The organism is Halobacteriovoraceae bacterium, assembly GCA_020635115.1.
GTDB lineage: Bacteria > Bdellovibrionota > Bacteriovoracia > Bacteriovoracales > Bacteriovoracaceae > JACKAK01.
Genome location: JACKAK010000010.1, coordinates 127,259 through 153,250 on the forward strand (window position 1 = coordinate 127,259; position 25,992 = coordinate 153,250).

At 33.6% G+C, this 25,992-nt stretch carries 26 protein-coding genes; 17 read left to right on the top strand and 9 right to left on the bottom strand.

The genetic code is table 11. From position 1 onward, the window contains the following. Position 1: 1 nt before the first annotated feature. The gene (locus H6622_15765; GenBank protein ID MCB9062979.1) at positions 2–991 is read right to left on the bottom strand and encodes a D-alanine--D-alanine ligase; all 990 of its coding nucleotides are present in this window, start codon (positions 989–991) and stop codon (positions 2–4) included. Between the two features lie 330 nt (positions 992–1,321). Here H6622_15765 and H6622_15770 point away from each other — a divergent pair, with 330 nt between their 5' ends. From H6622_15770 to truB, 8 genes are all read left to right on the top strand, one after another. Then, complete coding sequence (locus H6622_15770; protein ID MCB9062980.1) at positions 1,322–2,578, top strand: tetratricopeptide repeat protein; 1,257 nt, start codon at positions 1,322–1,324, stop codon at positions 2,576–2,578. 199 nt (positions 2,579–2,777) lie between these two features. Next, positions 2,778–3,173, top strand: a complete 396-nt coding sequence (locus H6622_15775; protein ID MCB9062981.1) for a hypothetical protein — start codon at positions 2,778–2,780, stop codon at positions 3,171–3,173. Continuing rightward, entirely contained in the window at positions 3,160–3,591 is a 432-nt protein-coding gene (locus tag H6622_15780; protein MCB9062982.1) for a GNAT family N-acetyltransferase, read from the top strand. The genes H6622_15775 and H6622_15780 overlap by 14 nt, the downstream gene beginning before the upstream one ends. Before the next feature lie 132 nt (positions 3,592–3,723). Beyond that, complete coding sequence (locus H6622_15785) at positions 3,724–4,275, top strand: hypothetical protein (GenBank protein ID MCB9062983.1); 552 nt, start codon at positions 3,724–3,726, stop codon at positions 4,273–4,275. A gap of 13 nt (positions 4,276–4,288) precedes the next feature. Further along, positions 4,289–5,707 carry a transcription termination factor NusA gene (nusA, locus tag H6622_15790; protein ID MCB9062984.1) on the top strand — a complete coding sequence of 473 codons (1,419 nt, stop codon included), beginning with the start codon at positions 4,289–4,291 and terminating at the stop codon, positions 5,705–5,707. Positions 5,708–5,763: 56 nt separating this feature from the next. Continuing rightward, a complete protein-coding gene (gene infB, locus H6622_15795) occupies positions 5,764–8,421 on the top strand; it encodes a translation initiation factor IF-2 (GenBank protein MCB9062985.1) in 2,658 nt (885 codons plus the stop codon). A gap of 14 nt (positions 8,422–8,435) precedes the next feature. Continuing rightward, positions 8,436–8,807, top strand: coding sequence for a 30S ribosome-binding factor RbfA (gene rbfA / locus H6622_15800; protein ID MCB9062986.1), 372 nt, complete (start codon positions 8,436–8,438; stop codon positions 8,805–8,807). Further along, positions 8,776–9,684, top strand: a complete 909-nt coding sequence (gene truB, locus H6622_15805) for a tRNA pseudouridine(55) synthase TruB (protein MCB9062987.1) — start codon at positions 8,776–8,778, stop codon at positions 9,682–9,684. The genes rbfA and truB overlap by 32 nt, the downstream gene beginning before the upstream one ends. Here truB and H6622_15810 read toward each other — a convergent pair. Further along, positions 9,674–10,408: a hypothetical protein gene (locus H6622_15810; protein MCB9062988.1), complete on the bottom strand. Its 735-nt coding sequence runs from the start codon at positions 10,406–10,408 to the stop codon at positions 9,674–9,676. The genes truB and H6622_15810 overlap by 11 nt on opposite strands. A 100-nt stretch (positions 10,409–10,508) precedes the next feature. Between H6622_15810 and H6622_15815 the strand changes: the two genes are divergently transcribed. Further along, positions 10,509–11,546, top strand: coding sequence for a FecR domain-containing protein (locus H6622_15815; protein MCB9062989.1), 1,038 nt, complete (start codon positions 10,509–10,511; stop codon positions 11,544–11,546). 7 nt (positions 11,547–11,553) lie between these two features. On the opposite strand, the gene H6622_15820 is transcribed toward H6622_15815, so the two are convergent. Beyond that, the gene (locus tag H6622_15820; protein ID MCB9062990.1) at positions 11,554–13,266 is read right to left on the bottom strand and encodes a mechanosensitive ion channel family protein; all 1,713 of its coding nucleotides are present in this window, start codon (positions 13,264–13,266) and stop codon (positions 11,554–11,556) included. Positions 13,267–13,376: 110 nt separating this feature from the next. Here H6622_15820 and H6622_15825 point away from each other — a divergent pair, with 110 nt between their 5' ends. Then, on the top strand, positions 13,377–13,724 hold the full coding sequence (locus H6622_15825; protein ID MCB9062991.1) for a cyclic nucleotide-binding domain-containing protein: 348 nt from the start codon (positions 13,377–13,379) through the stop codon (positions 13,722–13,724). Here the strand turns inward: H6622_15825 and H6622_15830 are convergent, their stop codons facing one another. From H6622_15830 to pgsA, 5 genes are all read right to left on the bottom strand, one after another. Next, on the bottom strand, positions 13,725–14,930 hold the full coding sequence (locus H6622_15830) for a hypothetical protein (GenBank protein MCB9062992.1): 1,206 nt from the start codon (positions 14,928–14,930) through the stop codon (positions 13,725–13,727). Between the two features lie 8 nt (positions 14,931–14,938). Next, entirely contained in the window at positions 14,939–15,346 is a 408-nt protein-coding gene (locus H6622_15835; protein MCB9062993.1) for a bacteriohemerythrin, read from the bottom strand. A 172-nt stretch (positions 15,347–15,518) separates the two neighbouring features. Beyond that, positions 15,519–16,067, bottom strand: coding sequence for a leucine-rich repeat domain-containing protein (locus tag H6622_15840; GenBank protein ID MCB9062994.1), 549 nt, complete (start codon positions 16,065–16,067; stop codon positions 15,519–15,521). A 23-nt stretch (positions 16,068–16,090) separates the two neighbouring features. Next, positions 16,091–17,284: a phosphoserine phosphatase SerB gene (gene serB / locus H6622_15845; protein MCB9062995.1), complete on the bottom strand. Its 1,194-nt coding sequence runs from the start codon at positions 17,282–17,284 to the stop codon at positions 16,091–16,093. A gap of 64 nt (positions 17,285–17,348) precedes the next feature. Further along, positions 17,349–17,966, bottom strand: coding sequence for a CDP-diacylglycerol--glycerol-3-phosphate 3-phosphatidyltransferase (gene pgsA, locus H6622_15850; protein MCB9062996.1), 618 nt, complete (start codon positions 17,964–17,966; stop codon positions 17,349–17,351). Between the two features lie 178 nt (positions 17,967–18,144). Between pgsA and H6622_15855 the strand changes: the two genes are divergently transcribed. From H6622_15855 to H6622_15885, 7 genes are all read left to right on the top strand, one after another. Then, the gene (locus tag H6622_15855; protein MCB9062997.1) at positions 18,145–18,864 is read left to right on the top strand and encodes a PilZ domain-containing protein; all 720 of its coding nucleotides are present in this window, start codon (positions 18,145–18,147) and stop codon (positions 18,862–18,864) included. Between the two features lie 69 nt (positions 18,865–18,933). Next, complete coding sequence (gene glpX, locus H6622_15860) at positions 18,934–19,887, top strand: class II fructose-bisphosphatase (GenBank protein MCB9062998.1); 954 nt, start codon at positions 18,934–18,936, stop codon at positions 19,885–19,887. Positions 19,888–19,902: 15 nt separating this feature from the next. Beyond that, the gene (locus H6622_15865; protein MCB9062999.1) at positions 19,903–20,325 is read left to right on the top strand and encodes an SRPBCC family protein; all 423 of its coding nucleotides are present in this window, start codon (positions 19,903–19,905) and stop codon (positions 20,323–20,325) included. 2 nt (positions 20,326–20,327) lie between these two features. Beyond that, on the top strand, positions 20,328–20,699 hold the full coding sequence (locus H6622_15870) for a hypothetical protein (protein MCB9063000.1): 372 nt from the start codon (positions 20,328–20,330) through the stop codon (positions 20,697–20,699). Beyond that, complete coding sequence (locus H6622_15875) at positions 20,683–21,360, top strand: YggS family pyridoxal phosphate-dependent enzyme (protein ID MCB9063001.1); 678 nt, start codon at positions 20,683–20,685, stop codon at positions 21,358–21,360. Before H6622_15870 ends, H6622_15875 begins: the two co-directional genes overlap by 17 nt. Positions 21,361–21,385: 25 nt before the next feature. After that, complete coding sequence (locus H6622_15880) at positions 21,386–22,357, top strand: isopenicillin N synthase family oxygenase (protein MCB9063002.1); 972 nt, start codon at positions 21,386–21,388, stop codon at positions 22,355–22,357. An 84-nt stretch (positions 22,358–22,441) separates the two neighbouring features. Beyond that, entirely contained in the window at positions 22,442–24,976 is a 2,535-nt protein-coding gene (locus tag H6622_15885) for a PAS domain S-box protein (protein MCB9063003.1), read from the top strand. On the opposite strand, the gene H6622_15890 is transcribed toward H6622_15885, so the two are convergent. Further along, positions 24,963–25,992, bottom strand: a 1,030-nt coding sequence (locus tag H6622_15890; protein ID MCB9063004.1) for a DNA cytosine methyltransferase, incomplete at its 5' end; no start/stop codon positions are given. The genes H6622_15885 and H6622_15890 overlap by 14 nt on opposite strands.

Consider the following 25,992-nt stretch of genomic DNA (forward strand, 5'->3'; position numbering starts at 1 on the left):
TTTATCCTTGAAAGATTTTGTCGATCAAAAAATCTTCTAATTTTGTACCATTATGTTCCATCATTTTTGGGAACATAGAAATTGGGGTCATACCAGGAAAAGTGTTTATTTCATTCAGAAGGATTTCATTATTTTGTGTGAGAAAAAAATCGACTCTCGAAAGATGCCTTAGCTTCAATCCTATAAAAGCTTTTCTTGCAATATTTTTCATTTCTTCAACAATTTCCTGATCAATATTTGGTGCCTCTACAAGTGTTTGTGTATGTGAATTTTTTGAATATTTTTCTTCATAGGTATAAAACTTGGATGGAACAATAATTTCACCTGGATTAGTAACATAAAGAACTCCATTGTACTCATAGACTGAAATTTCAAGTTCTCTGGCCTGTATATTTTTTTCAACGACAACGTAGGAAGAATATTGAAAGGCTTCATTTAGTTTATTTTCAATATCATTTTTATTATTTACATAATAACAACCACGAGAAGAACCTTGACTGGCAGCTTTAATATAAATTTCTTTATGAGTTTCAAAAAAATCATGAATTCTTTCTCTATTCTCAATGGAATTGTCCTCTACAATTAAAAAGGGAGTATTTGGTATTCCAAGCGCACTAAACCAAAGTTTTGCACTTATTTTATTAAAACAAAGTGCGTGTGATTCAGGTAGTGGCCCTAAATAGGGTATAGAGAAAACTTCGAGTAAAGCACTGAATTGCCCATCCTCGCCTTTATTTCCGTGTATATAGGGGATGCAATAGTCAATTTTTATAGAATGACCACTGTTGAGAGTATTAAGATACCGAGTAGATGTAAGTTCATACTCATATTGTGAATCTTTTAGAGTTCCTTCGGCAGTTAATTCAACTAAAAAGAGTTTGAGATTGGAATTATTACATAGAGTGTCATGAATGAATTTGGCAGAAATACAGGAGATTTCATGCTCACTTCCTCCTCCTCCCCACACAATCAAAATATTTTTTACCATTATTTTAACCCCACTTTGTCTAAGGATTTTAGCATTTTATATATTTGTTGAACACAAGTTGTTGTGTTCAACTAAAGAAAAACAATTTATGACAAAAACTTACATCTAACTTAAATAAAATTTTATGCGCTAAGAAAAAATCAGCATAAATCAACTTTTTCATAAATAATTTTAAGTATTTGAATATAAAATTTAAATAAAAATAAGGGCCCAATAAAATATTTTGTGATATTTCTTACATTTTGACGAGTGGATACGATTCTGATAGTTATTCCTTTAGTTTTTTGAGAAATTTTTTTTCTCAAGAGAAAACTTTTTCATATGGGGGGTTCTGTGGCCAATGACACAGATTTTATTGAAGCAAGGCCGGCCTATGGTTTTATTCATCAGGATTCAAATTTTTCTGAACAAAAAGTTTTAGGCCGTGAAGAACTGGCCCGATCATATTACCTGATGGCGAAAGTGCAATATGATAAATCTGATTTTGATAAAGCTGAAAGAAACTTTTTGAAATCTTTAGAAATGGCAGATTCTCCCAAGGATATTTATACTATTTTTAAAGCTCATGGCTTTTTAATTAGAATAGCTTCTGAAAGATTGGAAGACCTAAAGGCACAAAAATATATTGAGGAATCAGATAAATTAATTGAACAAATTTCAACAACCTTGGGAAGTCTTACTGCTGAATACTTTTACAATGTTGGAGTAGTTAAGACTTATCGTGGAGAGTTTAAAGAAGCTCGTGAAAATTATCTATTAGCATACAATAAGTCAAAAGAAGAAAATGATCCAGAATTGTTATCGAAGTGTATTCTCGCTTTGGGTATTAGTTTTTATAATTCTAAAAACTATGACGTTGCACTTGATTATTTACATCAACTAAATCAGCTTCTAAAGATTATTAAAAAATCTTATTTATGTGGCTCCATGTTTTTCTTTACGGCAAAAATATACTCAGATTTAGGGCATTACGACCAGGCCTTGAATTATTTGAGAAAATCAATGGCACATCTCCAAGAAAAGAAATGTTGGAATATGATTGGGTATATCTACTTGGCCAGAGGAACAGTTTATAAGAGAATGGGAGATTATGATAGGGCCCAATTGTTTTATGAGCTTGCTCTTGAAAGTATAGATCAATCTTTGTTTAAGCGTCTTGCTGGTCTAATTAAAAGTGAAATTGAGGATGTGAACGATTCTAATGTTGACCTTTATCTCGATAAGTCTAATCGAAAAGTAGTTGAAAAAATTCTTGGTACAATTGATTTTAAACATAGGTTTGTACTTTTAGAAATTTTATTCCTATTAGCAAAAAATTCAGGGCAATATTATGATAAGGATAAATTGGCCAAGGAAATTTGGAAAGATGAATATAATCCTCTTATCCATGATAAACTCATTTATACAAGCATTAGTAGACTGAGAAAACTTATTGAGCCGAAAAATGGTTCTGGTGAAAAACGAAAGTACATCATTAGGGGAAAAGATGGTTATACCTTTAATCCATTGGCCAGAATTCGCTTTCATGTTGAGGACACGGTTACAATTAATCAATCAATTGCCAATATTGAAATTTCGTCACCTGTTTAGAACAATTTATATTCCAACCGTTTTGATAACTCTAACCAACGCTTTTGGTCAGGAGGAGATTAAAAAGGAATCAGGGAATGACCTTTTACGAATTGATAGGGCCTATATCCGGATTGAACAACAAGTCTACTGGAATTCTGAGATTAAAAAATTTTCAAAGGATTTGAAGCAGTTTAATTGTTACTATCCGGAGGGGTTATTGAATTTTTATTTTGGTTCAAATAGTACTTTGTTTTCAAAAGTCGATAAACAGCAAATTTATTTGCTGAAATTATTTCATCTTAATAAAATTAAGAGAGTTCCCCTAATTAAGCTTTCTAAGAAACAGCTTAAAGATTGTGAAAATTTTGGTAAACTTTCAGATTCTGCATATCAAACCTTACTTTCGATCGAAAAAACTCTGGTTGATAGGGTATCATCTATTGTCGATGTTGAGCTCGGGAAAAAAATGGAAGATCTCAGAGTCATAATTGGCAATGACGAAAAAGTATTATCGAAGAAAAGAGATATGATTTATAAAGAACTACTCTCTAAACATATTTCGAACTATTTACTCTTCATCGATAGTAAAAACTCACATTATGTATACAAATAGAGTTTTTACGAATTCAATTTCCAAAAATTTAATTACTGAGGTATCCGAACTAGACCGTCAATTCATGGATTATCCATGGAGTTGCGATGCGTTAGAAAGTTTTTTTCAAAATAAAAAATATAGACTATATGCTTCATTTGAAGGTTTACGTCTCATTGCATTTGCATTATTTGATGAATATGATGAAAATGAATTACATTTACTTAAAATTGTCACTCATTCTGGGTATTTAAAACAGGGACTGGCCAGTAAACTTCTCGGTATGGCAAAAAAAGAATCCTCTAAAATATATTTAGAAGTAAGAAAAAATAACCATACTGCTAATAGGCTTTATATAGCTCAAGGTTTTAAATATATAAGTACTTTACCAAAGTTTTACTCAGATGGGCAGTCTGCTTGCATCTATATCTATAAGTAAATTTATAAAATCATTGTCTTTTCTTTTAAATTTTGTTAATAAGGATCTGTCTTTATCTTTCATTTTTAAATATTAGGTAGGGGTTGTTCTTTTGCGGAGTAACCCCTTTTTTTTGACCTAGTGGGAGCGATATTGAATTTAGACCAACTTTTAGGACATAAAGAGGGAATGCATCTTGAAAATAAATTTTTCGAGTGTTGTTTACCTATCGTTGAAAGTATTGGACTTGAGCTCTATGATATCGAATATTTTTCCCAAAACTCTCTGCTGCGACTCTATATTGAAAACCCGCAAACTAAGACAGCAAAGATTGAAGAGTGCGCCGCTGTAGATAGGGCCCTGTCGTTACCTTTTGAAGAGGTTGAATGGATTCCTGAAAATCTAGTTCTTGAAGTATCATCTCCAGGAATCTTTCGACATTTGAAATATCGATCACAATTTGAAAAGGCCATTGAACAAAGGGTTGAGTTAAGTTTGACTCATAAATTTGAACAACTATTAGAAAATAAATCAATAGTCCCATGTTCTGATTTTGAATTGCCTACTGCAATCAAAAAGGCCAAAAAAGCCATTGGGATTTTAAAAAATATTAAAGGAAATGAAATTGTAATCAACATTAATGGTTGTGACTTGTTACTTAATGTTGATGCAATCAAAAAGGCAAATGTAAGTCCTGAATTATAAAGAGGTAAGTTTTATGAATTTTTCAGAATTAGGAAGAGTCATTGAGGCCATAGGTAAAGAACGTGGTATCGAAAGAAACGTTGTCGTGAAGGCCATAGAACAAGCATTTCTAGTAACAGCTAGAAAAAAATACGGTATCCAAGGTGAGTATGAGACTAAATATAATGAGTCTGATGATGATATTGAAATATATCAATTCAAAAATGTGGTGACAGACGTAAAAGATCCAATTCTTGAAATAAATTTAGAAGAGGCCAAGGAACTTGATGAAGATGTTGAAGTAGGTGATCAGTTAGGTATCAGAATCGAAAATCCAAATTTTACAAGAGTAGATGTTCAAACGGCCAGACAAATCATTTTTCAAAAAGTTCGTGATGCAGAAAGAGAAATTCTCTTTTCTGAATTTAAGCATAGAGAAGGGGATATCATTTCTGGAATCGCAAGAAGATACGAAAGAGGAAATATAATCGTTGATCTTGGAAAGGCCGATGCGATATTACCACGACGCGAAGTTATTCCAGGGGAAAATTTCAAACCTGGTGATAGAATACAGGCCTACTTAACTGAAGTCGTGATGACAAATAGAGGTCCTGAAATAAGATTGTCGCGCACTTCTCCTTTATTTTTAGTAAAGCTTTTCGAACTAGAAGTTCCTGAGATTCAAGATGGGACAATTATTATCAAGTCTGCGGCCAGAGAACCTGGACATCGTGCCAAAATTGCTGTGACTACTGCGGATAAAGAAATTGATCCAGTTGGGGCCTGCGTAGGTATGAAAGGAAGCAGAGTGCAAAATGTTGTAAATGAACTACAAGGCGAGAAAATAGATATTGTTAAATGGTATGACGATCTAGACGCTTTTGCGAGAGAAGCTCTGGCCCCTTCCGAAATTTCAAATATTATGATTGACCATGAGGAACAATCCATGGACGTCGTTGTCGAAGAAGATCAACTTTCTTTAGCAATTGGACGTAGGGGACAAAATGTTAGACTAGCGGCCATGCTTTCTGGTTATAAAATTAATATTATCTCAAAAACTAAGCTACAAGAAAGAATTAATAAAGCAGTTGCAAATCTTATTCAAATTGATGGAATTTCAGAAACAATTGCACAAGTACTCGTCCAAAATGGCGTTATGGCAATCGGGGATTTAGCTGTACTTGAAGCTGCTGATATGGCACACATGCTCGGACTTGAAGAATCTGAAACACAAACAATTTTGGCCAATACAAATAAGGCAATTGATGATGGAAATATTGAACTTCAAGTCGATGAGGATGAGGAATTTGTCTCGGCCTCTGCCGTACCTTCGTACGTTGGAAAACTTGAAAACGGTGGGCCGAAATTAGATGGTTCTGAGGATGAATCAGAAAAATTTTCTGAGGCCGAAAGAAGACTCAGAGAAGAACTTGCAGCATTTAAGTTAAAATAATTTGTATATATAAGAAGTGAAAATTGGAAAAAGTAGAAAATAAATCTGGAGAATACATGCCTAAAAAAGTGTTTGAACTTGCTAAAGAATTCGATTTAAGACCACTTGATCTTGTCGAAATACTTAATAGCAGAGGGCTTTCAGTTAAAAGTCACATGACAAGTTTAAGTGACGAAGATGTCGAAAAAGCTATATCTTTTTTAAGGCCTACAGATGAGGGAGATAAAAAGAAGAAAAAGGCGACCAAGAAAAAGACTGTTAAAAAGAAAGTCGTTAAGAAAAAAGTCGTTAAAAAGCCAGCAAGTGAAACTCCTGCAAATGAAGAAAAACTAAATTCTCCAGAAGAAATAAAATCTCAAGTCGCAAATGAAGAAGAAGTAAATGATACCGAAGACCGACCGAAAACGGTGAGGGTTAAGAAAAGCAATGTTGCGGCCAGAAAGAAAAAGGCCAAGGAACAAGAAGCAATGTCTACCTCAAAGTCATTATATGAGGAAGATATGCCTAAGGTTTCTGGATTGCGAGTTATCGCTAGACCCGAAATAAAAAAGGAAGAACCTGTTGAAGTCGTTGAGACTAAGAACGAAACAGACAATACTCTGGATATGCCCAAGCAACATGTCTTTACACCAGTTTATATTCCAGAGAAAAAAGTAACCACAGAAAAAGTTCAAGAAGAAGAAGAAGAATTTAGTGATGATGACGAGAATTCTCCAAAGTCTGAATCGAAAAAAAGATTGGGTGGCCTGGCCACAATGATGTCTGGAAAAGCAAAAGCTCCAGCTAATAGATCGCGTGATTTAACTCAATTGAGGGCGGATGAAGAACTTAAAACATACTCGGTTTTAGGAAATCAAGTCTATACTCCAGTTGGCCGAAAAAAGGTGTACACAGGTGCAACACGTAAAACTGAAAAAACTGAAATAAAAGATTCAAAGAGAGTCATTTCAATTCATGGTAGTTGTGAAGTTGTAACCTTGGCCAAGAAATTAAATATCAAATTTAAAGAACTAGTAGATAAGGCCTTAGATCTCAATTTACTTATTAAGCATGACGATTTTTTAGGACCTAAGCTTTGTTCAGAGTTGGCCGCACTTTATAAATTTAGAGTTGAAGATAAATCATTCAGAGAAGAAGAAATCCTTAAAGCTGGAAACGAAGCTAAGTCTACTTTCCCTCCAAGAAATCCTATCATCACGATTATGGGACATGTTGACCATGGGAAAACAACACTCCTTGATTATATAAGAAGTGCAAAAGTCGCAAGTGGAGAGGCCGGTGGGATTACTCAGCATATTGGAGCTTATTCTGTTAAGGTAAAAAATTCTACCTTAACTTTTTTAGATACACCGGGACACGCTGCGTTTGCATCAATGAGACAAAGAGGTGCTGATGTCACTGATATTGTTGTGCTCGTTGTTGCAGCTGACGATGGTGTTATGCCACAAACAAAAGAGTCGATTAGATTTTGTAAAAATGCAAATCGTCCGATAATTGTTGCCGTTAATAAAATGGATAAAGAACAGGCAAATCCTGACAGAGTGAAACAAGAACTCATCGAATTTGAATTAACTCCAGAAGAATGGGGTGGAGATACTATCTTTTGTCCTATTTCAGCTCTAAATGGAGATGGGGTAGATGATCTTCTTGAAAATATCGCAATACAAGCAGAAATGATGGAACTTACTGCAAACGATAAAGGTCAAGCTGAAGGTGTTGTTATTGAATCAAAAGTAGAGCAGGGCAGAGGTCCAGTAGCAACTGTTATCATACAATCAGGAACGCTTAATAAAGGTGATAGTATCGTTGTTGGAGAAACATTTGGGCGCGCCAGAAACCTTACAGATCATCTTGGGAAACAACTATCTAAAGCTGGCCCATCAACACCTGTACAAATTTTAGGACTCGTTGATGCGCCAAATCCTGGTGAAATTCTTAATGTTGTTAAAAACGAACGTGAGGCCAAGAAAATTGTCCAAAATAGAATTGACGAAAGAAAAGTATTAGAGGCCACTCCTTCTCAAAAGAAAGTAAGTCTTGAAGATTTCTTTTCTCAAGCACCTCTTGAAGGACAAGAGAAAAAAGAGCTTAACCTTATTATACGTTCTGATGTTCAAGGATCTTTTGAGGCCATAAGACAGGCACTTGAATCTTTAGGAAACAATGAAGTTGGTGTTAAAGTTGTTGGTGGTGGTGTCGGCCCTATCTCTGATAGTGATGTCAATATGGCCATCTCTACGAATGGATTTATTTTAGGTTTCAACATGAGACCGGTTACAAGTGCTCGACGACTCGCTGAGGATAAAGGCGTTGATATAAAAACATATTCAATTATATATGAACTAATCAATGATATTAAATTAGCATTGGAAGGTCTTCTAGATCCTGAATTTGTCGAAGAATACATCGGAAGAGCAGAAGTACGTGAAACCTTTTCAGTTCCAAAGGTTGGAGTTATTGCAGGTTCACACGTAATTGATGGTAAAATTGAAAGAGGTTGTAGTATAAGACTTCTTAGAGATGGTAAAATCGTTTTTGATGGCAAGCTTTCTAGTCTAAAACGCTTTAAAGATGACGTTAAAGAAGTAAAAAGTGGATACGAATGTGGTGTTGGTATGGAAAACTTTAACGATATAAAAATTGGCGATATTTTTGAGTCTTATTTAATGGTTGAAAAAAAGAGATCACTTGATTCAAATCAAAAGACTCTCTAACATGGGTAAAAGGAATGAGTAAGGGAAATAAAAAACAAGCATACGAAACAAAAGTAGTTCAAGGTTTAAATCTATATCTTAGAAATGAGCTTAAAGATCCTCAACTTTCCCTTGTTTCATTCACAAAATGTGATCTTACAGATGATTTTTCACGTGCAAAAGTCTATTGGGATACATTCAATCCAGATTCAAAGAAAACAATTGAAGAAGGATTTTCTCGTCTGCGTGGAAAAATGAGAACCTATCTTGCAAGGTATTTGAAAGTTAGACATGTTCCTGAAGTAATTTGTCTCTATGATCGAGAATTTGAGGAAACATCTAAAATTGAAGTCTTATTAGCTCAGGAAAAAATAAATGGAAAATTCTTTCAAGAAGGAACTCTATAATCAACCATTAGTATTTAGTGTTCTCAAACCTCCAGGGCCAAGCTCATTTGATATCATTAGACATTTTAAAAAAAACCTCCCATTTAAACCAAGAAAAATTGGACACTTTGGTACTCTCGATCCATTTGCTAGTGGTGTTTTTTTGGTTGGATTAAATTCTGCACTTAGACTCAATGAACTTGCACATGAGCACAATAGAAAAACATATCTGGCCATTGGGAAAATTGGTTACACCACTGATACTGGTGACAGAACAGGTTCCATTTGTCTAAATTCTTCGTACAAACCAACTCTCGCAGAAATTAACAAGGCCCTAAACTGCTTGGCCAGTAATGAATACAAACAAACACCTCCACACTATTCAGCGGCAAAATGTAATGGTAAACCACTCTATAAGTGGGCCAGACAGGGAGTTTTAATTCAAAAAGATGCCGTACAAAGAACAATTTTCGAGGCCAGAATTGTAAAATATCACTATCCCTATCTCTCTATAAAAGTAAGTGTAAGTACTGGAACTTATATTAGAAAATTATTTGAAGATTTGCTGGAGTTATGTGGAACAAGGGGACATTTGATATCATTAGTAAGAACTAATATAGGTCCCTTTAACTTAAAAAACTCAATTCTTAAAAAGAACTGGCCAAAAATTATAGATAATAGAAAGCACATTGAGAATTTGAGTTTCAGATTAACTAACATTCTACCTTTTGAAAAATTAGATATAGGGCCAGAGAATTCAAAAAAATTTCTAAATGGTTGCAAAATAAATGTATCAACTCAAGAACATTATAACTGGATTATGTCCAATAAGCAGGTTCTAGGTATTGGAAAAAATATCAACCAAGAAATCACTCCACATATAGTTTTTAAAAACTAAATGAAACTCCATATCCTGGAACAATCGTATTTGACTCTTTATGATGCATCATAAAGGGAACATAGCTAATTGGTCCATAGATTTTCTTTTTATTTTCTTTATGTCTATTTGCAGTTGTTATCCAGTCATGTCCAAAATAAATGGGAGCAAAAGAAGCAATTATAGCAGCTAAATTTAATCCTGTAGATATGGAGTCACTTTCAGCTCTGGCCATCATATAGATTGATACACTGAAGTTTGAAGCAGCAGAAAGCCATACTATTTTTCTCGCCAAACTTTTAGCATCAAATAGAACTTCTTCTGCATAACGCTCTTTTGCTAGCTGATCCTTCGTGCTTTTAGCAGTCATTTTTTTTAATTTAACAGCACCTGTGTAATAGGGGTGATACTGTGAGTGCATGTAATAAGCTATACCCATCCACGCTGCACCAATTCCAATTCCTGTAAGTCCAGGACCTATGGGACGTTCCGGTTGCCCTAGTTCGTTATTTTCATTTTTGTTATTACTGAGTTGAAATATTCCGGCCACAAATGTAGTGAAACCAGAGGCCGCAATAGATAAATGTGGAGATTTAAAAAAGTTTGTTGGTCTACTTTTTGCTTCATCTACAACACGATCACTTGCTGAAGGTGCAACTAGAAGTTCAGGATACGAGAAATTAAAATCATCCTTGGCCCAAGAAGGACTTGAGAGAAATGCTAGGATTATGAGAAGAATTTTCATTTGTACCCCTTTTAATTTTCTTATAGTAGGATAAAATATATTTAATTTACATTAATTGTATTGATAAACCTCTATTTATACAAGCAGCAAGGATGAAAAAATGAAATTCATATTTTTACCACTTATTTTTATTGTATTGTTTTGGTCAAATTCTTATTCTTCTACAGCAAGGGTTATTAAATTAAAGGGAGTTGTAGATATCTATGAATCACCTTCAAATAAATCTCTTGGGCGGAAAGGAGAAGTCCTTTTTAATGGAAAATATTACCTCTCAATTTCACCAAAGCTAGGACTTAAACTTAAAAATGGTTCAATTATTAAAACAAAGCAAGATTCTCAGGTAAGGCTTATTTTTAACAATGGAGACCAATTTAACGTTGCTCAAAACACATTTTACGAAGTGAAGTGGGATGATGAAAAATACTCTAAGGGAGAAAAGAAAAGTAATACTATTGTCAACCTTATGTACGGGAAAGTCAGAGCTATCGTTTCAAAAGATGGCCCTCGAAGTAATCTAAAGGTTTCGACAACTCATGCTGCAATGGGGGTTAGGGGAACAGATTTCTATGTCTCGAACTCTGGACAACTTGGAAAAATGGATGTGTCGGTTATAAGAGGTGAAGTAGATGTTACTCCAAAGGTAAAAAAAATGAAAGGACTATCGGCCCAAAAGAAAGTCAAACCGCAGATAATAAAAGTTAAACCAGGTTTTTCTGCTTTTGTATCAACCGCACTTCCAAAAGCGGAAATAAAATCTAAAGATGTAGCAATTGCAGATGTTCAAGTTAGAAGAACTTCAAAAGTAGAACTGGCAAAAATTCAAAAGGACTCTGTCATTGAAGTTACAAAAGAAGAAGAAGAGAAACAACTGAAAGAGGTTTCAAAAAATGTTGCAACTGAGCTTCAAAAGTTAGAAAAAACTGCTGTCAAAACTACACTTGAAGATATCAAAAGATATGATGAGAATCTTTATAATGCGATGGTTTCACAAAAAGTAGTCAAGGTAGAAGATGTAAATACTGCATCGGTAAAAAAAGTGTTTAAAAAGGCGCCAGAAAGACCACTCAAACCAGGTGAAGATGATTTTGCTGGCGACTATGAAGATGTTTATCAAAAGTATCTGAAAGTTTTGGAATAATTAAAAATTACTGTTGACCGCTTCGATGTTTTTCACTGATAAAGTTTTCGGATATTACTTTATCAGCATTTTCTTCCCCAATCTTTGTCAATAATGATTTATCCAAAAATTCACAATTTTCTGTCTTATCTTCATTATACAGATGAAGAGTTTGGGTCGGGAAGGCAAACTCTACTTTTAAATATTTTGCTAATTTTAATATATCTAAAATGAGTCTATGTTTTTCATGTAGCTCTTGTGACCAATCTGGAACCTTCCAAAACATATATAATAATATATCAAGAGAACTAGGCCCCATTTTATTTAAATAGACATGGAAGCTATCCTTTCTTGTAAATGGATGTTTCAGTATAATTTGTCTCATACCTTCACAAAAGGCCTCAATCCTTTCAGGTTCAGTATGATAGGCAATAGATAAATGTGTTGAAAACCTCCTGTATCTTCTTTGCCCATAGTTATCTATATGTACATTTGTGAGCTGGCCATTGGGTAAACTTATTAACGAATCATAAAAGGTTCGTATTCTGGTGCTTCGCAAACCTACCTCTTCCACCGTTCCTTCCACTTTCCCGTCTATAAGAACCCAATCACCAATTCTAAAAGGTCTGTCGAGTAGTACTGTAAGTGAGCCGAATAAATTTCCGAGTGCATCTTTAGCGGCAAACGCAAAGGCCAGACCTCCTATACCCATACCGGCAATAAGTCCTTTCATATCAATGGCCAGTCCATCACCTATAAAAATTATACCTACAGTGATTACTATAAACTTCGCTGTTTTTCTAAGCATTGGAATAAGAATGTCATCAAACTTATTTTCAGATTGAAGAGCTCTTTTTTCAAAGAATCTAGAAATCAGATCGACAAGTTTATGTGCAGTAAAAACACTGGCCATCGTAAAAATTACGTAACAACCTTTCAAAGATAATGACAAAATATTATCGGGTAGCGAAAGTATGCGTAGACCACCATTTAAAAAGATTGAAAATACCATGATTCCCATCGGTGCTAAAAAATTTTTCTGAATATCTTTCTCTACAGTTATATTTTTGTTTTGAAGAATTTTTGTAATAATAATATGTACGTAAAGCCTAAAAGCTCTATCAATGAGAAAAGATAAAAATATTATAAAAATCAGCGCAAGCCATTGTCCATTAGTCAATTTGAATGTTTCATTAAAAAACCATGAGGGCAGACCCTTTGTAAATTTGTAGTGCCAAGGTTTGTACTGCACAACTCCCGGAACTATTTTATTTTTAGAGAGAGATTTTTCGTAAGTATAAATTGTACTCGCTGTATTTTTGGTGAAAATCCATTCATTATTATTTTTATAAAGAGCAATTTCTACTGGATAAATTTGTCCTTCATATTCGATGGTTTTTTTCTTGTAATACCATATATTATTGTTGAGTTGTTTTGGAATTTGATTAATATCAATTTTCTCGAGCCTGTCTAAAGTATTAATCAAGGAAATAGCTATATTTTTTCCTGTAATAGTTTTAGATGTTTCATCAAAATCACTTAAATCTAATGTCTGAATGGCCATATTAATAGCAGTTGAATCACCATTTTTATATCCGACCATGGCCTTTAGAAAGTAATTGAAAGTCATTCTTGGAGATGTAAAATCTTTTGAGGGATAGAGTTCTTGATTATCAGCTTTGATAGATGTTGAAATGACAAAATAAAATAGAAGAGTGAAAAGACGTAATTTTATAAGCATGATTTGGCCTCTAACTAAAAATATTTATGTGGTATACTTTAAACGTATATATGAAAAGAGATAGGAAATCCATCTTTGCTTTTATTCATTTCAATTAATAAGGGGTTAATATGGCGAAAATTTTAGTATTGTCTAAAGATGATTATCTTCTAAGAGAAGGGGAAGAAAGTGATGAAATGTATTATTTGAATAGAGGACTTATGACAGTTTACAAACGTGTAGGTGATTCTGAAAAACAAATAGCTATAATTAAGCAGGGTGAGTTGGTCGGAGAAATGTTATTTTTAGATGGGGAAGCGCGTTGTGCTTCAGTTAAGGCCGCTCAAGATTGCGAATTATTTGTCATACCACACTCAAAAATTAGAGAAATCGAAAAAACTCTTCCCAATTGGTACAGTAAACTAGTTCAAACTTTGTTGGAGCGATTAAGAAAGGCAAATAGTTCAGTAAGAATTTAGTTAAATTAAACCAATTTGTTTCAAAAAGGTTCTTACATCTTTGTTAACACTTTTTGATTCAGTTGAAAGTTTTGAAGTGGCCTCTTTGATTTTATTAGTTGAATTGCTGGCCATTTCAGTGTTTTTTCTTACAACTTCAATATTTTCTCTAACATCTTGAGATTCTGCTGATACAGTCTGCGCACTTTCGGCTATTGAGGACATGGTGACGCTTTGTTCTTCTGTGGCAGCAGCTATTCCATTTATTACATCATTAAGATTTTCAATAGATTCAGTTGATGCTTGAACAGCTTCGACAGATTCTTTTGATCCTTGAATAATTGATTTTATACTTATCTCAATTGATTCAGTCGCTTTTCTGGTTGCTTTTGAAAGTTCTTTGACTTCGTTTGCGACAACTGAAAAACCTCTTCCGGCCTCTCCAGCTCTTGCGGCCTCAATTGTGGCGTTTAGAGCAAGTAAGTTTGTTTGACCAGCAATGGTGTTAATCATACTGCTAATTTCATTAATTTTTTGGCATTCTTGATCTAATCTTTCAATAATAGCTTTTGTAATAAAATTTTGCTCAGAAGCAGTTTTTGAAAGTTTTGCTCCACTATCAATATCAGAAGAAATCATCGAAATGGTTTTACTCATCTGATTTATGGAGTCAGCAACGTTTTCAACCGATTCGTGCATTTTATTAGCATTTTGATTGAGTAACTCCACTCGCTGATGAGTTTTTTCCAAATTTTTACTGAGCATGAGATTTGAAATATCAACTTGACCTGAGGAGGCAGCAATGATTTCAGAAGTAGAGACCAAATTTTTGGCAAACTCCTCATGCTCGGTAGGTATTCTTTCAAAAATTAAGATGACTTCATTTTTTGGAGAAATACTATTTGATACAGTCCAACGTTCTTCACGGATTTTTATAGAATGATTGCTTCTTTGTTCCTTTAATATTCGATCAGATTTGCTATCCCATAGTTCAATAAACTCAAGAAACTTGGTAGGAACTAAATGTTCTATACTTTCTCCCGGTTTTCCAGGGTGGAAATCTTCTCTTGAAATGAGCATCTCCATAAGTCTGTTAGCGAAAATGATTTTACCATTTTCTTTAAGACATAGTAGGGGATAGGGCAAAAAGTTTAACAAATCGATGTAGAAATTATCCAACTTTTCATCCTTCTTAATATCATTTATGTGAACGACGTTTTCTAACATATCTACAACTAAGGTACTTTATTTTCTTTAAACAAGTCTACGAATTTCATATCTTCATTTAAAATATGATCCATTAACCAGTCTTTTAAAAAATCCATTATTTCAGAGCTGATTGTAACATCTCCATCCTTAAATTTTTTCTGGAAATCCAAAACTTGTCCAACAAGTTTTTTATGATATTCCTTATGAGTTGCAGCGTTTTTATAGTTCAATTTGTCAAAATATTTTTCTTCATGTTTAAAATGCGCATCTGTATAATTAATAAGACCTTCTAAAATAACTCCTAGAGCTTGAGAGGCCTGCCCTTGCATCATCCCTTCATGTAATCTATTCACATAATCAACAAGTCTTTTATGTTGATTATCTACACTCGTAATACCCGTTTCAAAACTTTCGTTCCACTCAAACAACGCCATAATGACTCCTTTAAAATTTTTGTACCATTAATGTCTATGTTACTATAACTTTTCGTTAAATTGTTTTGAAATCTTTAGACAGTTCTATAAATTATTACATAGAAAAATATCAAACTGATAATATCAGTAAATTAAAAAATTTGACTCCAGTAATAGGTTATCATTCTAAGTATCATGTTCGATATATTCCGTTTTTTTGTTCTTTCAGCAAAGGATTTAGTTCTACGCAGAGATGGAGAAGTTTTGGAAGGTGATAGATTGACTCAGGTATATTTCTAATTTGATTGGCCTCTATTGATAATCTTTTTAAATTTTGAAGTTTAAAAATATCTTCTGAAATTGTTTTAATTTTATTATTGGATAAGATAAGAGTTTCAATTTTTGAACATTTATATACCCATGAAGGAATAGAAGTAAATTTATTATGTGATAATATAAGAGTGTCTAAGTCTTGAAATGAAGCATCATTGAGTTTAATGTCTGAGATATTTGTATGTGAAATTTTTAGGTACTTCAACTTGTGGAATTTATTTATTTCACTAGGGAGAGAGTTAAGGGATTTCATGACAAGGGACAATGAAAAGACGTTTGGTAAAAAAAAGAGTTCTCTAGGAAGTGAACAAACATTTGGAGCAATTATTTCAACTCTTGTAATCTCTGGATTTTGAAAAAAAGAAGGAGTAATTTTTTTTTCAATCGGTAATTTGATAATTGCATGCATTTTCCCTCCGTGGATACATAAATTTACTCATTTATATTTTCATGAATTCCTAAAAAGTAGAGAATACTAGTCATTGGCCCATGGCCCATATGGTGATTTGCTTTTTGATTGACTATTTCTTTAGCATGAAATGCTATACCCAATCCTGCCTTTGAAAGCATTTGCAAATCATTGGCACCATCCCCTATGGCGACAACTTGCTCAAGAGAAATACCTTCTTGTTGAGCTATTAGTTGTAAAAGTATTGCTTTTTGATTTGCATTAACAATGGCCCCAACAACGTTTCCCGTAAGTTTTCCATCTATGATTTCAAGTTCATTTGCAAAAGCGTAATCTAAACCTAATTTATCCTTCAACGCATTCGCAAAGTAACTAAAACCTCCTGAGATAATTGCAACTTTATAACCTAATTGCTTGACTGTTGTGATAAATTCCTCTGCTCCTGGAGTAAATTTCAATTGATCCAAGATCTGTTTAAGATTATTTTCTTCAAGTCCTTTCAGTTTTGAAACTCTTTTCTTTAAAGATTCATCAAAATCAAGAAGTCCATTCATGGCCTCTTCTGTCACTTTAGAAACTTCTTCACCAACGCCATATATATTGGCCAACTCATCTATTACTTCATGTTGAATAAGAGTAGAATCCATATCAAAGACGATTAATCGTTTATTTCTTCGAAAGATATTATCTCGTAAAAATGCAATATCAACTGCATGTCTTTGAGATATTGCATAAAGCTCTTTTTTTACATCTTGAAGATTCACCGATGACTGCACACGTCCACTTATTTCAATAGATTTAAAACAACCAGGATTTACATTATCGATTCTAAGAATATTTATATTGTGTTTTGCTAGGACACTTGTCGCTTCTTTTAAAAATGCAGCAGAGAGATAATCAGTCGAAACACAGTTTAAAATATATTTTTCACTTTTTTCAATCGCCTTTACTTCACCAAATGAGACTATATCGAAATCAAGAGTGAGCCCCATTTTTTTTGCTGAAAATAATAGTTCTTTTAAAACAGGAGTGTCTTTTCCAAATTCTGAATTGTCATTAAGTAAAAAACTTAATGAAAGCAATCCATGTGTAACTGATTGGCCCATATCAAGTAATCTGTGACTGCCCTTATCGATTATCTCCATTAAGGTTGTCGTAATTCCTGGATGATCTGGTCCACTGACTGTAACTAAAATATTGTTCTGTTCTTGATTCACAGTGTTGCCCCCTCGGCACCCCAGGAAAGAATTATAGCAAAGCTTAAGCTCATTTAATACCTGGTTAATTTTGTTTATATTTCTTAAGATTAGAAATTAATTTGTAGGTGTATCTAATTGCAGATAGAATCGAAAAAGTCACTGCAATATATATAAAGATCTCACCTAATTTCAAAGTATTTAAAGTCCCGGCCCAATTGTCATTCACCATTATGAGAGGAATTCCAATCATTTGAAATGCCGTTTTCCATTTTCCTAACTTTCCAACCTCTAATTTTACATGATGGTCTAAAGCTAAGAGTCTCAATGAAGTAATATACATTTCTCTCATAATAAGCAATATAACCAAAAGTGCATCAAGACGTTCTAAGGCCAAAAGAATAATTAGTGAAGATACGACCAAGAATTTATCTGCAATAGGATCGAGAAAAGAACCAAATACAGTTACCATTTTTCTCTTTCGTGCCAAATACCCATCAAAAAAATCTGTAATAGAGGCCAGGACAAATGTCCATCCTGCAAAATAGTTTAAAAAGTTTTGCGATAAAGAAATTTTTTCCGTTCCTAATAGTTCAAAGTAAAGTGGAATGACAACGACTGGCACGAGCACCATTCTAAAAATAGTTAAGCGATTAGGAAGATTATCAAGCTCCCAAATATTTTTATCTAGTTCTGAAGTCATAAATTAGCTTACATAAGAATATTAATGTCTTAAACCTGCAAAATTACGCACGATCTATTTTATTGTCAACACTTATCCACGATTCAAGCACACTTTATTCCCTCTATCACAACTTGTTTGAATTGTTTAAGCTGAATTATGTACAGTATATCAAAATCCTAAAAGGAGGATTGAATTAATGGAAAGTCACTTAGCATTAATAAAATCACAAATAAAAGAACTTGAAAAAAGAGTCTTTCCTCGCTTTCCATTCAATTACATGGTTTTTAAATGCCTTGGTCGTTCTAAAAATATAACATACGAAGTTGTGGATATCTCGTACACAGGTATGCAATTAATGGTCAGAGACGGTGGACATGATTTTGTTGATGGAGAGATCATTAAAGGCGATATTCATTGGAAGGGCCAAGAGTTAGATGTGTCATGCGTTGTAAGATGGACAAACGAATTTTCATTTGGAGTAGAGTTCAAAATTATTGAAGACTTTGATGTTAAAATTAGGAACTTTCTTTCAGTTGAAAATCTTATAAAAAGTATAAGACCACTTCACCTGGAAGAGCTAAGCATTGATCGTCCGGCGTCTCTCAAATACTGGTTACAATCTGACGGAGCTCTTGAGCTTTTTATATGGCAACATCAAGATGGTGAACTATCAAAATTTCAAATAATACTGCTAGAAAATTTTGTTGAATGGCAGGACGGATTAGGTATAAGAACAGGAAAAGTTCTGACAAAGAGGGACCTAGATACTCCACTTTTACATTCAGATGAATTTATCTTTCAGATAGATGAGACAGAGGATAGTGAAAAGATTAATTTTGCAAAAGAAGTCGTTTCTGTCATACCTGAAAAATGTATTCCAACTCTTGCTAAAGAATTCCTTCAGTTAAAACTATAAACAAACTATACAACCTCCTCTATCTATTCTATGATTGCCCCGAAATCAATTCACATGTCGGGGGTTATAATGAATCGAAATTTAGCATTAGAATTTGTCAGAGTGACAGAAATGGCCGCAATAGAATCGGCGCGTCTAATGGGACGTGGCGATGAGAAAGCAGCTGATCAGGCCGCAGTTGATGCAATGAGAAGTATGCTCGATTCAGTTGATTGCGATGCTACAGTTGTGATTGGAGAGGGAGAGAGAGACGAGGCCCCTATGCTCTATATCGGAGAGAAAGTAGGATCAGGAAAGGGACCCGAACTTGAGATTGCACTAGATCCGCTAGAGGGAACGAGTGTATGTGCTCGTGGAGGTTATAATTCGATTTCTGTAATGGCAATTGCAGAAAAAGGCAATCTTTTACACGCACCAGATACTTATATGGAAAAAATTGCTGTAGGCCCAGCAGGTAAAGGTATTATAGATATTCAATTATCTCCAAAAGAAAATTTAAAAAGATTGGCCGAAGCAAAAAAATGTCGCGTCCAAGATTTAACAGTATGCGTTCTAGATAGACCAAGACATGAAAATATAATTAACGCAGTAAGGGATGCAGGTGCGAGAATAAAGCTTATTGGTGATGGCGATGTTGCAGGAGCGATTGCAACATCAATGGAAGGCTCTGGTGTTGATATGCTTATAGGTATTGGCGGTGCTCCTGAAGGAGTCATTGCAGCAGCAGCTCTGAGATGTTTAGGAGGTGAGTTTCAAGGTATTTTAAGACCACGAAACGACGAGGAGATTCGTAGAGCAAAAGAAATGGGAGTCACTGACATTAATAAGGTTTTCACTCTAGAGGAACTTGCAAGTGGTGATGTTCTTTTTTGTGCAACAGGTGTTACTGATGGAACAATGCTTGATGGTGTCACGTTCAGAGCAAATGGGGCCACAACACACTCAATTGTTATGAGAAGTGCTTCTGGTACGATTCGTAAAATCACTGCAGAGCATTTTTTTGATAAAAAACCACGATACTAAAATAAGGAATCTGAAATGGCAGCTGTGACACATACAGAAATTTTTGATGTCGATATTAATAGATTTTATCAGACTCTCATAGATTACAAATCATATCCAGATTTTGTTGATGGATGCGACGAAGTTATAATTGTTGAACAAAATGATAAGAGCGCAAAAGTACAGTATTTTTTAAATCTTATTAAAAAATTTAAATATACACTTGACTTAAAACAGAGCGCTCCAAATTCAGTCACCTGGACTTTTGACTCTGGAGATATTTTCAAAGAAAATAACGGGAGTTGGGAACTAGAAGATCTTGGGGAAGGAAAAACAAAAGTTACCTATTCTCTAGATGTGAAATTTAAAGTTCTCGTTCCAAAACCAATTATTAATAAATTGGTCTCTAGTAATTTACCAAAAATGATGCAACAGTACTATAAAAGAGCAAAGGGGTAGGTATGACAAAAAAGTCTCATGGAAAAAGTAGAGACGAAAAAGATTCTCCGGATGATAAGGAATCTATATTTTCTGATGTCATCAAAAGGGTCGTATCCATTGGAGTTGGTGCCGCATTTATGACAGAGGATGCCGTGCGAAATCTTATTGGTGATATTCCACTACCGAAAGATATTGTTAATGGGCTCATTCAAAACGCAAAAGATGCAAAAGATGATTTTGCAAAAAGTGTGAAAGATGAGGTTAGAAAATATCTATCTGAAATGGATTCCAAAAAATTAATAGAACATATTGTTGATAACTATGATTTTGAGCTAAATGCAACAATAAAGCTTAAAAAAAAGAAAGACGCTAAGGATGATCAATCCGCTTAAAAAACATATCTGTAATCAAATAAACGAGCTAAAAAGTGAAATTAATGGCCGAGCAATATTAATTGCTGTATCAAAATATTCTCAAATAGAAGATATTAAGATTGCCAATGAAAATGGACAGAAACATTTTGGCGAAAATCATCTCCAAGATTTAGAAATAAAATCTGAGTATTTTTTCAATTCCGGATTGGAATGTCTTTGGCATTTTCTAGGGCCATTACAATCTAAAAAAATTAAAAATCTCCTCAAAGTTAAAAATTTATGGGCCATACATTCTGTATGTCGAATTAAAGAATTAGAAACCTTAAAAAAATTCGAGTCAGAATTATCTAGTCCTTTAAAAATATTTATCCAAGTAAATACATCTGGAGAAATTCAAAAAAATGGACTAACCAGTCACAAAGAAATAGCTGAACTTATCAATTGTTATAAAAAGTTAGAATTTAACCACATTGAACTACATGGACTTATGACAATAGGAAAAATCCGTAGCGATAACATTTTAGAAGACGCTCGAAGCTGTTTTCAAGAACTTATAAACATCAAAAATACACTTGATCCAAATCTGAAACTTTCCATGGGAATGACTTCAGATTATAAATTAGCTCTAGAGATGTCGACAAATTATGTCCGTATTGGTAGCAAGATATTCAAGGAATAAATTATAGGCCTGAGGAGTTATTCATATGGAAATAAGTTCAGACAAAAGTGTTAAACTATCGTCTTCTAGAGTTGTTCCAAAGCTTTCACTACTTGGTTATTTACAGGGCGGGCAATTAGACAAGCTACGCTTTATAGATAATTTTTTTTTTGGCCTTAAGGAATTTGGTTTTATCGTTTTACAAGATCATTTAATTGAACAAAATAAAGTTGATCATGCCTATGATATTATACATGAATTTTTTAATCTCTCTCCTTCAAAGAAAATAAATTACAGTGGTGTTTCAGGTGGTCAAAGAGGTTACACTCCTTTCAAAACAGAACATGCAAGAGATAACAGTAATCCTGATCTCAAAGAGTTTTGGCATGTAGGAAGAGAGATTTTAGACAATCACCCTTACTCCAGTTATTACCCAAAAAACATTTGGCCTTCTGAAATTCAAAACTTTAAACCAATTCTTATGCAACTTTACAATGCTATGGATTTAACCAGTCAGGTTCTATTAACTGCACTGGGCATCGCCTTGGAAGTACCTGAAGATTATTTTTCAGAAATGATTAAAAATGGTAACAGTATCTTGCGGGCGATTCATTATCCACCTACTGTAGGACAAGATACGAAAAATTCTATAAGAGCTGCTCCACATGGTGATATTAATCTTATTACTCTTTTAGTGGGTGCAACAGATTCTGGGCTTGAATTACTTGATCATAATAATCAATGGTTGCCTATTCAAAGTGCTAAAGGTGATATTGTCGTTGATACTGGAGATATGATGTCAAGAATTACGAATGATATTTTGCCTTCTACAATCCACAGAGTGGTTAACCCCGTTAATCAACAATCACGTAGATATTCAATGCCATACTTTGTTCACCCACATCCGAAAGCAATTTTGTCTTGTATTGAAAGTTGTAAGGGTAGTGGCGCAAAATATTTGGATATCAGTTCCCATGATTTTCTCATGCAAAGACTCTATGAAATTGGGCTCATGTAAATAAATAGACGTCTGTCGTCGGGTTTATTTTTTTCAAGTTCGAACCCTTTAAATCCGAATCGTTATCGTGGAGAAACTATAACGATGGTGAGCAAAAGTAAAATAATTTCAAAATATGACTCTTTTGAAGATGAAGATATACAAGTCTTCGAAGAGTTATTTTCTTTTTATCTTTTCACAATAGATATCGATGGTGAAATCGTTAGTGCAAATAAAGACTACAAAGATAAAATTAAATCCAGAAATATCTTAGATATTATTGAAAAGAAACATCATGCCAAACTCAAAATATTTTTAAAATCCAAACAAGGCCATCAGTTTTATATTGTAAAAATAAATAATATGCCAAATTGGAATTATATAAAACTCGTTAAAATCAGAAAAAAAATCTATGGGTATGGACTTGTCGTAGATGATCTTGTCAAAAACAATGAATTAAATGCAATTGCACTTGACCAGGCAAAGATTGGGACTTGGGTCTACGATATTAAAAAATCGATTCTTTGGTGGAGTGAACAAATTTATCGTGTGCATTCAATTGAATTAGAGAAAAATATTTTATTAAATGAAGCTTTTAGTTTCTATTTGCCAGAATTTAAAGAAAAAATTCTCCAGTATTTTCAAAACTGCATTGAATTGCAAGAAGAGTTCGATGATGAATTCAAAATTAATACTAACTTGGGGCAAACAAAATGGATTCGAACAAGTGGCAAGGCCATTGTTTCAAACGGCGAAGTTACTCATATAAATGGGACAATTCAAGACATAGATCAATTTAAGAAAATTCAGGATACACTTGAAGATAACAATACTAAATTATCAAATTATAAGTTAGCTTTAGATTCTAACACTTTCTTTTTTGAAATTAATACTGAAGGAATAATTGTAGATGTAAATCAAAATGTAATCAGCAAATTAAAATATAAAAAATCAGACATTATTGGCAGAGATCTCCACTGGGTACAAGGAAATTTCAACACATTACATAGACAAAAAATGCTTTGGAATAAAATTAATAAATCCGAAGTTTGGAGTGGAGAGTTTGATTTAAAAAGAAAATATGGTGATAAAATTTGGACACAGGCAACAGCAGTACCTATTTTAGAAAAAGATAAATTAATTTCATATTATCTCGTTTGCTTTGATATGACTAAAGTTAAGAAAGTTGAGGAAAAACTTAATGCTACTCTAAAAAACGCCTCTGATTTGATATTCATTATGGATATTGATGGAACATATCACGAGATTTTTGACAATGAGGAAGGAGATCTTCCTGATGAAAAAGAAAATCTAATTGGTATGAACATTTATGATCTTTATGATAGTAGTTTTGCTGATGCATTGCTTGAACAATTCAACAATGTCATTGAAACAGGTAAGGCCACATCATTTGAATACGAGTCTCCTGGTAGAAATGGACATGATTTTTTTAATGCTAAAATTTCAAAACTAAATGAGATGCTAGTTGTTATGTCCGTAAGAAATATAACAGAGAGAGTTCTTAATGAACAAAAAATAAAAAATAATGAAAAGCAAATGCGTTCTTTTGTAAAACATCTACCTACAAGTGTAGCAATGCTTGACCATAATATGAATTTTCTGGCCATGTCACAAAAGTGGGAAAAAGAATTTGATATTTCAATTGAACAAATTGAAGGGAAAAATATTTTTGAAACTACATATTTAAAAAAACAATATTGGGAAGATATTTTCAAAAAGGCCCAAAATGGGCAAACTATTGAAAAAGAACAGGATCAATTTGAGAATAAACTTAACAAGTTGGAATGGTTTAAGTGGGAAGTGGCCCCTTGGTACGAGTCAGAAGGAGTGGGAGGGGCAATCATAGTGATTGAGTCAATTGAAGAAAGTGTAAAGCTTAAAGAGGAAATCGAAAGACAAAGACTAAATACAATTCAAGCAAATAAATTAGCTTCAATTGGAGAAATGAGTGCAAGTGTGGCCCATGAGTTGAATAATCCATTGGCCGTAGTCCTAGGGTATTGTAAAAAAATAAATCGAATTGCTCAGAAAAATAATGATACAGAACTTTTAAAATTTACAAAGAAATTAGATGAGAATTCTAAAAGAATGTCTGAAATAGTAAAGCAACTTAAGGGACTTTCTGGAAACGTAGAAGTCGATGATAAGGCAATCGAATTTGATTTGAGTGAAATAATTGACAACACTGTAGCTTTGTTTATTTCGAATAAGAATAATGAAAATATAAATGTTTCGATTGATGGGGATAAAAATATTCAGTTTTTTGGAAAAAAAGCAAGTATCTCTCAATTGTTCTATCATCTTTTAAATAATTCAGTCGAGGCCATAGAAAAATTAAAACAAAAATGGATCAAAATTTACATTGAAAACAAAATAGACGCAATTGATATAAGAATTATTGATTCAGGAGAGGGAATTCCAATAGAAACTGTAAAGAATATTTTTGAACCATTTTTTACTACTAAAAATGATGCACAATCTACAGGGCTAGGAATGAGCCTAGCTCTAAATATTGTTAAAGAACACAACGGACAAATCAAGTATGAGTTCTTTGAAGGACACACTTCATTTATAATCTCATTTGAAAAGAAAATCGCTGCCAAATTTAGAGTTGCTTAGATCCATCAATATATTTAAACGCGGTTTTTCTTAGTCCTTGAATATCATTTGATTGCGGCCTTTTGGAGAGTTTTCTCATTTTTTGAGATTTCGTCCCTGTGGCCTGTTTGAACATTTGAATCAAAGCTTTTCCAATGGCCTTGGCCATAAGTGGAGGAACTGCGTTTCCTATTTGTCTCCATTGAGATGAAATACTCCCTAAAAATTCAAATTGCTCAGGAAAACTTTGTATAGATGCTGCTTCTCTTACAGTGAGATATCTATTTTCAGTAGGGTGGTAATAGTTATGTCTATGAGTCATCATAGTAGGCCCTGGCCTCTTTGAATCAAGTCGGTGATATTTTGTTTGTCTGAATCTATTTTCAGGAAGCTCCTGCCAATTTACTCCTAATTTTAAACTTTTAGATAGAAATTCGTTTTCATCTCGTTCATATCTAATTCCTCTTCCCTCAGGTATTCGCTTAATGCGTTTAAGGTCAAGATCATTGGAGATTTGAGCATCTTCTTTAGAGTGATTTTTAACTTTTTTACCAAGAAGTTCAATTTTTTTAAATGCCTCGCCTATGGTCAAAGCTGGAATAAAAGACTGTCCAACTAGGGTATCGTGAGTGCAAAGTGGGAATTGAATTTGTTCATTGATCCGAGAACCGATGATAATAGTTCTTTTTCTTTTCTCGGGAACTCCATATTTTTGAGATTCCAACACTTTTGCTTCAAGATTATAACCTAATTTTGAAAATTCTTTGAAAATGGATAAAAGGGTTTGTTCATTTTTTTTAGCAAGTAACCCGGTTACATTTTCGATACAGACATAATATGGCTTGGTAATTTTAACTACCCTTAAAAACTGCAAGAACAAACTATTTCTTTTATCTTTTGGATTTCCTCTACCTACAGTTGAAAATCCCTGACAGGGTGGACCTCCAACTACTACGTGGACTTCTTGACCTTTTAATAACTCCAGAAGTTCTGATTCATGTAATTTGGTTATATCACCACAGAAATTTGTTGCATGT